General features: G+C 47.1%; 10 protein-coding genes. 3 read left to right on the forward strand and 7 right to left on the reverse strand.

Annotation, left to right across the window (positions count from 1 at the left end):
• The first annotated feature begins 116 nt into the window (after positions 1-116).
• On the forward strand, positions 117-3,221 hold the full coding sequence (locus AB4Z30_RS17430) for a transglycosylase domain-containing protein (RefSeq protein WP_441928593.1): 3,105 nt from the start codon (positions 117-119) through the stop codon (positions 3,219-3,221).
• Between the two features lie 238 nt (positions 3,222-3,459).
• On the opposite strand, the gene acsA is transcribed toward AB4Z30_RS17430, so the two are convergent.
• Positions 3,460-5,184 (reverse strand): acetate--CoA ligase, encoded by a 1,725-nt coding sequence (gene acsA, locus AB4Z30_RS17435; protein ID WP_441928595.1) that lies wholly within the window; start codon positions 5,182-5,184, stop codon positions 3,460-3,462.
• Positions 5,185-5,453: 269 nt separating this feature from the next.
• Here acsA and AB4Z30_RS17440 point away from each other — a divergent pair, with 269 nt between their 5' ends.
• Positions 5,454-6,086, forward strand: coding sequence for a GNAT family N-acetyltransferase (locus AB4Z30_RS17440; RefSeq protein WP_441928597.1), 633 nt, complete (start codon positions 5,454-5,456; stop codon positions 6,084-6,086).
• A 118-nt stretch (positions 6,087-6,204) separates the two neighbouring features.
• Here AB4Z30_RS17440 and AB4Z30_RS17445 read toward each other — a convergent pair whose 3' ends face one another.
• The 4 genes from AB4Z30_RS17445 to AB4Z30_RS17460 form a co-directional block, all read right to left on the reverse strand.
• Positions 6,205-6,900, reverse strand: a complete 696-nt coding sequence (locus AB4Z30_RS17445; RefSeq protein WP_441928599.1) for a 5'-methylthioadenosine/adenosylhomocysteine nucleosidase — start codon at positions 6,898-6,900, stop codon at positions 6,205-6,207.
• Between the two features lie 163 nt (positions 6,901-7,063).
• Entirely contained in the window at positions 7,064-8,071 is a 1,008-nt protein-coding gene (gene ccpA, locus AB4Z30_RS17450) for a catabolite control protein A (protein WP_090923671.1), read from the reverse strand.
• Positions 8,072-8,163: 92 nt separating this feature from the next.
• The gene (gene ytxJ, locus AB4Z30_RS17455) at positions 8,164-8,511 is read right to left on the reverse strand and encodes a bacillithiol system redox-active protein YtxJ (protein WP_441928602.1); all 348 of its coding nucleotides are present in this window, start codon (positions 8,509-8,511) and stop codon (positions 8,164-8,166) included.
• Positions 8,512-8,633: 122 nt separating this feature from the next.
• Positions 8,634-9,047, reverse strand: a complete 414-nt coding sequence (locus tag AB4Z30_RS17460; protein ID WP_441928604.1) for a hypothetical protein — start codon at positions 9,045-9,047, stop codon at positions 8,634-8,636.
• A 304-nt stretch (positions 9,048-9,351) separates the two neighbouring features.
• Between AB4Z30_RS17460 and AB4Z30_RS17465 the strand changes: the two genes are divergently transcribed.
• Positions 9,352-9,885 (forward strand): type 1 glutamine amidotransferase domain-containing protein, encoded by a 534-nt coding sequence (locus tag AB4Z30_RS17465; protein ID WP_441928606.1) that lies wholly within the window; start codon positions 9,352-9,354, stop codon positions 9,883-9,885.
• Between the two features lie 141 nt (positions 9,886-10,026).
• On the opposite strand, the gene ptsP is transcribed toward AB4Z30_RS17465, so the two are convergent.
• Together ptsP and AB4Z30_RS17475 are read right to left on the reverse strand one after the other, a co-directional pair.
• The gene (ptsP, locus tag AB4Z30_RS17470) at positions 10,027-11,787 is read right to left on the reverse strand and encodes a phosphoenolpyruvate--protein phosphotransferase (RefSeq protein ID WP_441928608.1); all 1,761 of its coding nucleotides are present in this window, start codon (positions 11,785-11,787) and stop codon (positions 10,027-10,029) included.
• Positions 11,784-13,664: a glucose PTS transporter subunit IIA gene (locus AB4Z30_RS17475; RefSeq protein WP_441928610.1), complete on the reverse strand. Its 1,881-nt coding sequence runs from the start codon at positions 13,662-13,664 to the stop codon at positions 11,784-11,786. The genes ptsP and AB4Z30_RS17475 overlap by 4 nt, the downstream gene beginning before the upstream one ends.
• Between the last annotated feature and the right edge of the window lie 44 nt (positions 13,665-13,708).

The following is a 13,708-nucleotide window of genomic DNA, read 5'->3' on the forward strand; positions in this document are numbered from 1 at the left end:
TATATATCATAATCCATTCCATATTGGCAAATTTCGACCATTACTTGTATTTCTCAGGCATGCAAACGGGTCTTTTTATGCTATAATTAGTGCTGTTAAAAGGAGGAAGACACTGAATGGTTGATGTTACTAAGAAAAAGCCTGAAGATCCGCCTGTACGCAAGCGTAGCTTTGCACGCAGACTAGGTAGCTTCGTTATGTGGATGGTTGTCCTTGGATTTATGGGCGTACTATTCGTTGGCGGTGCTTTAATGGGTTACGTCAGTTCGATCGTCAAAGACGAACCTGTCCGGTCAAGGGCCCTGATTGAACAAAAAGTCAGCGAAAACTCCATCACAGGCTTTGCTTACTTTTCTGACGGCAGTCCGATTGGTCAACTGCGCACGGAAGAAGACAGACGTCCGGTCACCTTTGACCAGATCCCCAAAAAGGTTATTGATGCCGTGATCTCGATTGAAGACAATCATTTTTACGAACATAAAGGTGTTGACATGAGCGGAACACTGCGTGCCGTGAAACAAAAAGTGCTGAAAGAATCGGTACAAACAGGTGGCAGTACGCTTACGCAGCAATTAGCTAGACGTGTATTTTTGAATTTGGATCGTACGGAAGATCGTAAAGTAAAAGAGATTTTGCTTTCCCTTCGACTGGAACGTTTTCTGACCAAAGACGAGATTATGACCGCTTATCTGAACAAGGTGCCTTTCGGCAATGGTTCCAGCGGATACAACGTTTATGGAATCAAAGCAGCGGCTAAGGGATTGTTCAATATCAATGATCTCGAAAAAATAAACACAGCTCAGGCCGCTTATCTGGTTGGATTACCCCAGTCGCCCTCTTCCTACTCTGCCTTTAATGGTAAGGGCGATTTTGTAGAGGATAAATTTGATCGCGCCATCAATCGTCAGAAACTGGTGCTGCGTCGCATGCTGGAACTTGGCAAAATCACGCAATCGGAATACAACAATGCACTTGCCTTTGATATCAAAAGCTCGCTTGCTCCGAAAACCGTTAAAGCCTATAACACTTATCCATACCTTATGATGGAAACGGAACGTCAAGCAGCACAGATTATCATGCAGCAACTGAGCGAGGACAAAACAAAAGAAAAAGGCAAAAGCACAGATACAGCAGCTCTACCGAAGGAAAACAGTGCATTGCTGGAAGAAGCTCAGTCACAGCTTCGCACTGGCGGATATCGAATCTATACAACGATTAACAAAAACATCTACAAAACGATGCGTACCATTGCTGAAGATAACAGTAACTTCTCTGCAGATGACCCCGTCAAAGGAAAAGAGCAGACGGCAGCGATGCTGATCAATCACAAAACAGGAGCAATCCTCGGCATGATTGAAGGACGAAGTTTCCAGGATGAGCAGATGAACTATGCAACGCAGATGATCCGTCAGCCGGGTTCAACAATGAAACCTATTGCCGCTTATCTGCCAGCTCTGGAGGAAGGTCTTATTCAACCCGCTTCCATTATTGACGATTCGCCAATCATCCTGAAAGACGGCTCTAGTGGATACCATATCGCGAAGAATGCGAATAACCGCTATCAAGGTCTGGTAACGGCTCGCCGGGCATTGAATTATTCACTAAACATACCGGCCTTGAAACTTTTCAATGAAGAAGTTGGCATCGACAAAGCCTGGACTTTTGCGAAAAAACTTGGTATTACGACGATTCAAAAGCAGGATTATCAAGCACAGACAGGTGTTCTCGGTGGACTTCAATATGGTGTAACCGTGGAAGAACTGACAAGTGCTTACGGTGCGATTGCCAATAAAGGTGTATATAATGATTCCTACATGATCAGTAAAATTGTTGATTCCAAAGGCAATATTGTATACAAACACGATAGTGAACCCGTACAGGCTTTCTCGGAACAGACAGCCTATCTGATGACCGATATGCTGCGTACCGTTATAACAGAGGGTACAGCCGATAAGGTACGAGAAAACTACAAGTACAGATCAAGTGTACCGATTGTTGGTAAAACAGGTTCGACCCAAAACTACGCCGATGTCTGGTTTGAAGGATACACGCCAGATGTTACGTTAGGTGTATGGGTGGGTTATAAACAGCCTATAAATACACTGGAAAACAAATCACAGCGTAAACGCGCTCAACAACTTTGGGCTAAAATTATGAATGAAGTAATAGAAACCAAGAAGGACTTGTTTGTAACCAACTCATTCAAAAAACCTTCTGGTATTGAAACCAGAACGGTCTCAGCATATAGTGGCAAGCTACCCACTTCCCTGACTGATAAATTTGTTACTGACATTTTCAATAGCAAATATATTCCGAAGGAACGTGATGATGCTGTCGCTAAAGCGAAGTATATTACGTACAACGGTGTAAATTACATTCCACGTGATGAAACACCTGCGGATATGTTAAAGGAAAAAACCGTTGTCAAGCGTAAGAAACCGATCTCGGATCTCATCAAAGAATTGCAAAATGCATTTAAACGTATGAGTCGTCACGAGTCTCTTGCATACTACTTGCCTGAAGATGCCGGTGCTGATCTGCCAACTGAGGTTGATCCACGTACGGATAACGGTAAAGCACCGGATGCACCTGGCAATGTTCGCATCTCCATCTCAGGAGAACGTGCTTCCATTACATTTAATGCGACACCTGAAAGTGATGTAGTCGGGTATCGTCTCTACCGTTCAGTCGGTGGCGCCGGGTTCCAGAATCAAGGTCAAGTCGTGCTCTCAGGTGAGTCCAGATCCTTCTCAGCGTACGCAACAGCAAGTAGTAACATCGCATTTTATGTCACTGCTGTTGACGTTGCAGGCAAGGAATCTGCGCCAAGTGCAATTGTAAGCAGCGCAGGTGCCGCTGGGCCAGATACGGAAGTGAAACAGCCTATTGAGGTGCCTGGTACGATAGTAACCCCTGGAGAGACCGTCAGTGACAACAGTGCACCGACGACGGCTCCAAGCACACCAGGCCAAGTGAGCGTCTCTACACTCTCGAAGGGACTTCGAATTCAGTGGGCGCCTAACCCGGAAGCTGACGGCGTGCAGAGCTATGCTGTCTTCTATAGCGAGACAGGTTCGGAACCTTTCACCAAGCTTGGTACCACATCAGGTACCAGTATGGTTTATGGTGTTCCGGCATCAACAAGTGGCTGGTTCAAAGTATCAGCGATCAACAGTATGGGAGAATCCGCACCCTCGGCAGCGATACATTATGAGCCTTAATTCGGTAACATAAAATGAATATTAAATGAAAAAGCCGCATGTTCAGTGTGAATACACTGGCATGCGGCTTTGCTTATCTATGTGTCCCTGTTCGTGGCAAAAACGAATAAGGCCCTAATCATAAAAAGACAACGTGCAGGAGAAGCCTGACTCATGCGGTACACTGCAGCACGCATGAGTCAGGCTTCTTATTGTACACCTCAAATTCGTAACCGGCCATTTCCAATGCTCGTAATACTCAGTCCTCGATGGTGGATAAGTCCCCTGTAGGCAGATCAAGCTCCCACGCCTTCAACACACGTCGCATAATTTTGCCTGATCGTGTCTTCGGCAGCTTCTCCTTGAATTCAATCTCACGCGGTGCTGCGTGAGCCGACAAGCCTTCTTTGACAAACCGATAGATCTCTTCCTTCAGTTCAGGTGTTGCCTCATACCCCTCACGAAGCGCGACAAAAGCCTTGATGATTTCCCCTCGTGTCACATCAGGTTTCCCGATAACACCTGCTTCAGCAACCGCGGGGTGCTCTACCAGCTTGCTCTCCACTTCAAACGGTCCGATCCGTTCACCTGAAGAGTTGATGACATCATCGATGCGTCCCTGGAACCAGAAATATCCGTCTTCATCCATATACGCTGAATCTCCGGATACATACCAGCCTGTCAGTCTGAAATACTCCTCATACTTGGCTGGATTGTTCCAGATCTTCGCCATCATCGACGGCCAAGGGGTACGAATGGCCAGGTTGCCCATGCTGTAAGGCGGCATTTCTTGCCCACGATCATCAATGATAGCTGCTTCTACACCGGGCAGAGGACGCCCCATTGAACCCGGTTTAATCGGCATCCCTGGATAGTTACAGATTAACTGTGCCCCCGTTTCCGTCATCCACCACGTATCATGAATCCGTTGACCGTAAGCCTTCCAGCCCCAACGTACGACCTCCGGGTTTAATGGTTCGCCTACCGACATCACATGACGCAAACTGCTTAGATCATGCTGGGCAATCGTCTCATCCCCTGCGCCCATCAGCATACGGAATGCCGTAGGGGCACTATACCATACACTTACCTTATTTTTCTCAATCGTGCTATACCAGTCCTGCGGACTGAAGCGACCACCTCGGATCACGTTGGTTACTCCGTTAAGCCACGGAGCGAAGATGCCGTACGAAGTTCCTGTTACCCAGCCGGGATCAGCAGTGCACCAGTATACGTCGCTTTCGCGCAGGTCGAGCACAACCTTGCCTGTATAATAATGTTGAATCATGGCATTCTGAACGTGATATACCCCTTTGGGTTTCCCGGTAGAGCCAGATGTATAATGAATTAACAGTCCGTCCTCACGTGTCAGCCACTCTACTTCCATATCATCCGAAGCCGCAGACATCTCTGCATCAAAATCAATCAGTCCGGCTTCCAACTGTGGACCGCCGCCGACAATAAAAATATGCTTCAACTCAGGTAGTTCGGAGCGTTTGATGCGTCCCAGAAGCTCCGGTGTTGTCACAAGTGCTACCGCACCACTGTCCTCCAGCCGATCCTTCACTGCCGTTTCCATAAAAGCCTCAAATAAAGGGCCAGCTACAGCGCCCACCTTCAAAATTCCCAGCAAACTGAAATACAGCTCAGGACTTCGCGGCATAAAAATAAAGACACGATCTCCTTTGGCTACGCCATATTTACGCAGAACATTACCAAAACGACTCGACTGCTCGCTTAGATCCGCGAAGGTATATGCTTCTTCCCGAGAAGCATCGCTGTACAGTAACGCTGTCTTCCCGCCTCTTCCTTCCAGGACATGGCGATCAATCGCCTCATGTGCCATATTCACTTTTCCGCTGGCGTGCCACGTAAAGTGCCTTTCTACCGTTTCCCAATCGAACCGGCTTCTTGCTTCCGTATAATCGCCCAGATTCGATTCAGACACCACCGTTTGCAGCATCTCATTATGTGCTTGACTCATGCTTGCCAGCCTCCTTCAACTCGACATTTCGATTCCCTTCAGGGTTCATTCGTATTGCCTTTGTGTTGACTGAACTTCCAGTTAGCGCTTACATTAGTAGAGAGAACTTCTCATCATGTACTTGCTTGACCCAAACGATGCACTCAAACGGTGTTGAATTGTGAACATTTTTTGTCAACGCAATTATAGCAAATTGAAACAAACATCGTCTACGGCTTTTCAATTTTTCGTTTTTTTGCTATAAGTAGGGGGAGAGAGGGGAATGAACCATGGAGCATATCAAGGAGCATCATATGCGTTCCATTTTCAAGTCCGGCCACCGAATTACGATTGAGGGTCCCGTGCCCGCGGAGCAGATTATGCAAATGACCTTACATGCCCATCTGGATGCCTTTCGGCGCCCAGCAGAGCAACAGGAAGCTCTTGCTGAGATTGCTGCCTTGCCAGAAGGACGCATTATTATCGCCCACGAAAATGAGATGATCATCGGATATGTCACTTTTCACTACGCCGATGAATGCGAACGATGGTCGGAAGGCAATATGACAGACCTGATCGAGCTCGGAGCCATCGAAGTTGCGGACGACTATCGGTCCCTTGGTATTGGGCGTGAAATGCTGCTTACCGCAATGGAAGATAAGTACATGGAAAACTACATTATTTTCACGACAGAGTATTATTGGCATTGGGACTTGAAAGGCAGCGGACTGACCGTATGGGATTACCGCAAAATGATGGAACGGCTCATGCAGAACATTGATATGACCTGGTACGCCACAGATGATCCCGAAATCTGCTCCCATCCCGCAAATTGCCTTATGGTTCGAATCGGCAGTCAAGTACCCATGACTTCGGAAGAGCAGTTTGATCGTGTTCGCTTCCGTCATCGGTTTATGTATTAAAAAGGTAACGGTACGCAACAAATACATAAAAACGCCTCACAGAACGTTCTCCATCATGAGTGGAAATTGACCTGTGAGGCGGTTTATTTGATTTTATGGGATCGATACGTGTTTCAGATCACATATGTTCGAGCATATGCTCAACAATACGGTGGGAACGCTGGGAAGACTGTACAGTAAACTCGGCAAAATTCACATGTGCAGAACCGTCTGCCTTGTCAGACATACTGCGTAACACAACGAAAGGCACACGATTCATATAACACACTTGAGCAACCGCGGCACCTTCCATCTCTGCACAAGCTCCGTCCATCTCCGTGTAGAGCATGTTGACGGCCTCTTTGCTAGCAATGAACTGATCCCCTGACAACACCTTGCCAATCCGGTAATGAGCGCCCTGCGCCTTGCACGCTTCTTCAGCGAGCGAAATTAATGCAGGCTCCGCCGGAAATGCCGATGTCTCCTGGTACGGTATCACTCCACGTTCGAATCCAAGCGGGGTTACGTCCATGTCATGCTGCACACATACCGAGGAGATCACCATGTCACCAATGTTCAGCTCTGGATGAACCGCTCCGGCTACACCTGTAAAGATCACCCGGTTCACCTGAAAACGGTCGATCAGAATCTGCGTAGTTACCGCCGCATTCACTTTCCCCACGCCTGACTTGCACACCACAATCTGCTTGCCCAGCCACTCACCGGCGACATACGTTATGCCTGTTTGTTTCACCGTTTCATGCTGTTTCATACCTTGAAGCAGAAGCTCTACTTCCTCGTCCATAGCGCCCATAATGCCTATCGTTTCACGCATTGTTGTATCCTCCTGTTATCATCTTGCATATGAGATCAAGTTTAAGTCATTACGAAAAGTCATTTTCAGCACAAAAGCCCCGTTTCCGGAGCTTCTGCACAATTAAACATTATTATGTAGAGAGAACGCCTTCTCCCTTTCTCTTACTTCACGAAATAACATATTAACCTGCGTGACTTACAGACAGACGAAGAATCGTTTCATGCGGCAAAATCACTCTTGGATTCTCCACATTTTCTTTTTTCATCAGTTTGGTCAGCAAACGCATCGCTACCGCACCCAGATCGTACATCGGCTGAGCAACTGTTGTTAACTGCGGACGTACCATGGAAGCCATACGAATGTTGTCTACGCTAATGATAGAGAAGTCATCCGGTACTTTCAAACCATCATCCTGAATGCTGTGGATCGCGCCAATAGCCATTTCATCCGTTGCAGCAAAGATCGCTGTCGGCTTTTTCTTAAGTCCAAGGAAATATTTCATCGCTTCAACACCGGATTCATAACGATAGTTACCGATCCGAACCAGATCCTCTTGATATTCGATGCCTGCGGCTTCCAGTGCTTTCTTATACCCTTGGAAACGTGCAAAACCGTTAGCCGGGTCCTGCAGCGTACCACTGATCATGGCGATCTCTTTATGACCGTGACGAATCAGCGTGTTGACTGCGTCAAATGCTGCTGCTTCATGATCAATATCCACAGAAGGGAATGTACCCTTCTCATCACTTGTTGCACACAATACAATCGGAACTGCAGCAGATTGGAAGGCCTGAATGTGTTCATCCGTTACGGTTCCACCCATAAAGAGCAGTCCGTCCACTTGTTTTTCAAGCAGCGTATTAATAACACGGATTTCTTTTTCCTTCTTTTTGTCCGCATTACACAAAATGATGTTGTAATGATACATGTTGGCGATATCTTCGATTCCCCGAGCAATCTCTGCAAAGGTAGAGTTCGAAATGTCCGGAATAACGACTCCAACCGTAGTTGTCTTTTTGCTCGCCAGACCACGGGCTACCGCATTCGGACGATATCCGAGCCGTTCAATTGCTTCGTATACTTTTTTCCGCGTCTGCGGTTTGACATTAGGGTTATTGTTAACTACACGTGATACCGTTGCCATAGACACTCCAGCTTCACGTGCCACATCATAAATGGTTACCGTCACAGTACTTCGCTCCATTACCAGTAAATTTTCATTCCATTTTCATTAAGATTTATATTACGACAAATTATTGCATTAATCAATTAAAATAGGCTCTAAGACTCACTTAAAGTGTTAGCAAGCGTCCCGCTGGTAATCTCTGAATGAGAAGTATGCCATACCGGCATTCCTTTTTTAATCAGAATAACCTGGGGAGATTCGTGCTTAACACCCAACCTCTCAGCTGCTTCGTTAGATACCGGGCGGTCTTCTACCACGTAGATGATGCCGTATTTCACGCTTTCATTCGGAGAGTTATGCAAATAGTCGTTCATCTCCTGATAAGCATGTGCACTGATCGGACAGCGGGTACTATGCTTGAACAGAAGCAAGGGTTGATCCTCCGTCGCCTGCACTGCGGAGTTTAGCTGTTCAATACTTGTCATTTTAGTCATGTCAGCCATTCGTTATACATCCCCCTTAATAAGCGATACCGCCATGTTGAGCGTTTTCACTCTTCGATATCTTAACAAAAAGTGAGCAAAAAATCCAATTTTCATGAAAACAAGCATTTTGCACGTCAAAACTAGACGGCATTTGAGAAATGTGCCTGCCATACAAATCCAGACAACTGTGCCAGTCTACGTTCGGTATCTTCAATCCACGCTTGGTCCCCCGCTTTTTGTGCGTAGCCCATAATATCCAGTAATAGATTGATTCGTCCCTCGACCGCTTCTTTCATTCGATACTCCATCTCTTGATCCGTTGCATCCGGCCAGGCCAAGAGTTGTTCATGTAACAGGTCAGCCAATTCGTTCTGCTCACCGAAGGAGACATCCTGCTTCACAGGCTGTTCACCCAATTTATTGATACAATCTGTCAAATCAGGTTTGACCGGCTTCAGCACTTCGTATGATACACAGTCTGTACACGTAAAGACAGGTACATTTCGAATTTCTACCTTTTTGGCGTATACAACCGTTCTTAATTCCAATTCCATAACATGTCCACATCTGCACGACTTGCGCACAACCATCACCTCATTCGTTCTTTACTCTCTATGTATGTACCATTCGACCTATTTCCGCCTAAATCCTGCTGTAAACTAAAGGTTGCACAAATTACCACTGTCACCAGATGAAGGCTGTCGAACACAGGCTGGTATTGATCTGAGATCGTGCTACCCAGATTGAGAATTTGTACTTAAGGCATGCAAGCCATTCTTATATTAGGAAGCTAAATACCGAATCTGGTACAATATAAGACACGATCTGCCAAATTCATTATCGAAGGAGAGTTCACATATGAGATTATCAGGTCAAAAAGTCATTGCACTGGTTGATGAAGAATTTGAGGATCTGGAGCTGTGGTATCCGGTATACCGCGTGCGCGAAGAAGGTGCCGAAGTACATCTGGCTGGCGAGAAAAAGGGAAAAACATATGTCGGTAAATATGGTGTTCCTGCTACTGCTGAATACAGTTTCGATGAGCTGAGCAGCTCCGATTATGATGGAATTTTGGTGCCAGGTGGCTGGGCTCCGGATAAATTACGACGCTACCCCAAAGTTCTGGAGCTTGTAAAAGAGATGCATGCAGACCGCAAGCCGATTGGGCAAATCTGCCATGCAGGTTGGGTGCTCATCTCCGCCAAAATTTTGAACGGAGTCACCGTAACCTCAACGCCAGGTATTCGGGATGACATGGAGAATGCAGGTGCGATATGGAAAGATGAAGCCGTTGTCGTGGATGGTCACATTATCTCCGCTCGTCGTCCACCGGATCTTCCTCCGTACGGGAAAGCATTCTGTGATGCACTTGCTGAAAAAGCAACCAAATAAAAGCGACCATACGAAAAAATCAATAAAAAAACCGCTGTGCAAGTAAATACACAGCGGTTTTTTATATCTTTTGGAAAAAGTGGTACAAAAGTGAATATATTAATTTAAAGGTATTAATCGTCTGCTAATGTGCATTTCCCTTTAAGATGCGTTTGATCCGCTTTGATCGTCCGGGCTGCCGCTTGCATCGTTAAAGATCTGCAAACGCTCCTCAATATCACCGCTCGTTCGCAAGGCAAAGCACTTACGTGCTTCCTCTTTCGCGTCCGCAGCCGTTGTATTCAAAACTCTATGCTTCACGCGCAATAAGGATTGCGGAGACATACTAAGATGGCGAATCCCCAGTTCCAGCCATAATGGAATGGAACGCTCGTCCCCCGCCATCTCACCACAGACGCTCACATCAATGCCTGCTGTATGCGCCGCGTCTACAGTAGCCCGAAGCATACGCAGCACAGCCGGATGATACGGATGATACATATGAGCAATCTGTTCATTCATTCGGTCTACCGCCAGTACATACTGTACCAGATCGTTCGTTCCGATACTGAAGAAATCCGCTTCTTCTGCAAGTAAATCAGCAATCATGACGGCGGCGGGAACCTCAATCATGATGCCCACCTGAATGTTTGCATCATAGGCCAAGCCTCGCTCATCGAGATCAGCCATCGATTCCCGAAGGATCTCGTTGGCTTGTTGCAACTCCTCAACCGAGGAAATCATCGGATACATAATCTTTACATTACCTGCTGCGCTTGCACGAAGGATAGCGGTAAGCTGAGTTTTGAACAAATCCTTACGATCCAAACTGATTCGAATGGCTCGATAGCCCAGAAACGGATTATCTTCTTCTGGCAACTCAAAGTAATCGAGCTCTTTGTCGCCCCCAATGTCGAGTGTGCGAATGACAACCGCCTGTCCAGCTGCTTTCTCGGCAACAAGCCGGTACACCTCGTACTGTTCCTGCTCTCCGGGGAAGGTCGCACGATCCATATACAGGAATTCGGTTCGGAACAAACCTACACCCTTGGCTCCGTGTTTCAAAGCCAGATCAAGCTCCTTCACGGAACTGATGTTGGAAGCAAGCTTCAGCACAGCTCCGTCCTTGGTCACCGCGTCTACAGTGGCAAGTACTTGCAGCTGTTCTTTTTTCTTCAACTCTTTGTTGCGGAGCATTGTGTATCGTTCAATGATTTTGCGATCCGGATCGATATATACCAACCCATTATCGCCATCCACGACCAGCATGTCTCCCGTTTCTACCGGCATACCAAGACTCGCTTCCAGTCCGGAAACGAGAGGAATCCCGAGTGCACGCGCCATAATAGCGGAGTGTGACGTCTTACCACCGATCAGCGTAACAATCCCTAGAACGTAGCTTGGATTCATATGCGCCAGTTGTGATGGTGACAACTCTTTGGCAACGAGAATATACGGCTGGGTATCTGAAGGTAGCGTAATCTCAGGTGCACCCAGCAAATGTTTAAGGAGGCGGTTGCCGACATCCTTGATGTCGATTGCCCGTTCCTTCATATATTCGTCTTCCAATAGGTCAAACATGGTGACGAAATGGTCTATCGCTTCTTTTACCGCCACCTCTGCCGCCTTGTACTGGCGTTCAATAATGCCACGGATTTCGTTCATGAACACCGGATCTTCCAGAATAGCAAGATGTGCATCAAAGATGCTGGATTCCTCCGGGCCCACAACTTCTTTGAACTCATTTTTGATAAATTCGATCTCATCCTTCGATGTCCGTATCCCCTCGTACAGCCGTTCGAATTCCTGGGCAAGATCCACCGAATCCATTTTCTGGTCGGGTAGATCCCATTCCCAGCTGGGCAGGACAAATGCTTTGCCGATGGCGATGCCTGCAGCTCCATTGATGCCTTGTATCTTCATTCTACCCCTCCAACGTTCCTGTCATAGAGCACCACGGACATAACGGATGCCTGACCTTTCTTCACTTGCTTGAATGGAGCAAAGCTCCATGATTTCACACGATCCGGGTTTGTAATAACCATCGGAGTCGTAAGTGATGCCGCCTGTTCACGTAATACAGCCAGATCAAATTTGATCAGCAATTGTCCAGGCTCTACAGTATCACCTTCTTGTACGAAGGCTTCAAAGTGCCCTTTCAGTTGCGAGGTGTCGATCCCGATATGAAGCAGAACCTCCAGACCCTCCCGTGTGGAAATACCAAGGGCGTGCATCGTTGGATACAAATGCATTATCGTTCCAAAGACAGGCGACACCAATTCTCCTCGCTCGGGCACAAAAGCTACACCGTCTCCGACCAGCTTGGCTGCAAAAATCTGATCCGGCACTTCCTCAATCGGAAGCATTTTGCCTTGCACCGGTGCAGCGAATAACACCTGTTGTAAATCTCGTTCAAGCAGCTTAGCAATCTCTTCCCGAATCAATTCGGAATAGGTGCCAAATACCACCTGTACGTTGCCGCCACCTAGCTTGATCAGTCCAGCCGATCCTAAATTCTTCATTGCGCCTGTATCAATCAACCGATCGTCGTGAACCGTCAGACGCAGGCGTGTAATGCATGCCTCCACCTGAACAATGTTACTCTTCCCGCCCAATGCTTCCAAAACCAACGGGGCTTGATAAGGAATATTTCCAACCCAATCTTCCAGCATTGATCCTTCTTCCCGTCCAGGTGTTGGTATCTTGAATGTACGAATCGCCCAACGGAACAGGAAATAATAGACCAGCCCATATAGTATGCCAATCGGAATGAGTTTCCAAGCATTCTCAGACAGATGAAAATTGAGTATGTAATCAATTATGCCAGCCGAGTATGAGAATCCGTGCCTTATATCCAGCCAGTAACTAAGCCACATGGCCACCCCGGACATCACTGCATGTACGATAAACAGATACGGCGCTGCAAAAAGAAAAGCAAACTCGATTTGCTCTGAAACCCCTGTTAAAAAACAGACCAGGGCAGAAGTCAGAAACGTTTTTCTTATTTTGGGCTTGAGATCTTCTCTGGCCTCCTGAATAATCGCAAGCGCAATCGCAGGAATAGCAAACATCATAATGGGAAAGAGTCCGGCCATGAAAAAACCAGCAGTCGGATCACCTGCAAAAAATCGCGGTAAGTCCCCTTGCACGACATTGCCGCTCGGCGTTTCGTAGGTCCCTAACTGGAACCAGAATACATTATTCAGCAAATGGTGAAGCCCAAAGGCAACCAGCACCCTGTACAACACACCGTAGATGAACAATCCGAAACCGCCAAGGCTATACTCCCATGTTGCAATGAAATTCAGGCCATGCTGAAGAACCGGAGCAATCCATAACATGAAGCAGGAAAACAGGGCCGAGCAAAGCCCAACAATAAGTAAAACAAATCTCGAACCGCCAAAAAACTGTAAGATTTCGGGCAGTTTGATGCTTTTGAACCGATTATGCATTCCACCGGCTAATGCACCGAGTATAATTCCGATTAATGAAGCAGGCTGCACCGTGCCATCTCCGAAATTTCGGGTGACCTGATCATAGATAACGATTCCAGCCAGCGCTGCGAGTCCAGCTTGACCGGCCTGGTTGGAGAGTCCCAGCGCCACGCCAACAGCGAACAAATACGGCAAAAAATAAAAAATACCGTGTCCGGCCACGGTAGACACTTCGCCAATCATTCCCATTCCCCAGGCGTTCCAGGGCAGACTGCCCACACTGAGCAAAATAGCAGCAGCGGGCAGGACCATTGTAGGCAGCATAACCGCTCTTCCGAGCTGCTGCAAGGATCCGAGCCAATTCATGGCGACCTCTCCTTTCTATCCTAGATGGTAAGCTTTGCGCAGCA

It is taken from the genome of Paenibacillus sp. 2TAF8 (genome assembly GCF_052114825.1).
Lineage (GTDB): Bacteria > Bacillota > Bacilli > Paenibacillales > Paenibacillaceae > Paenibacillus.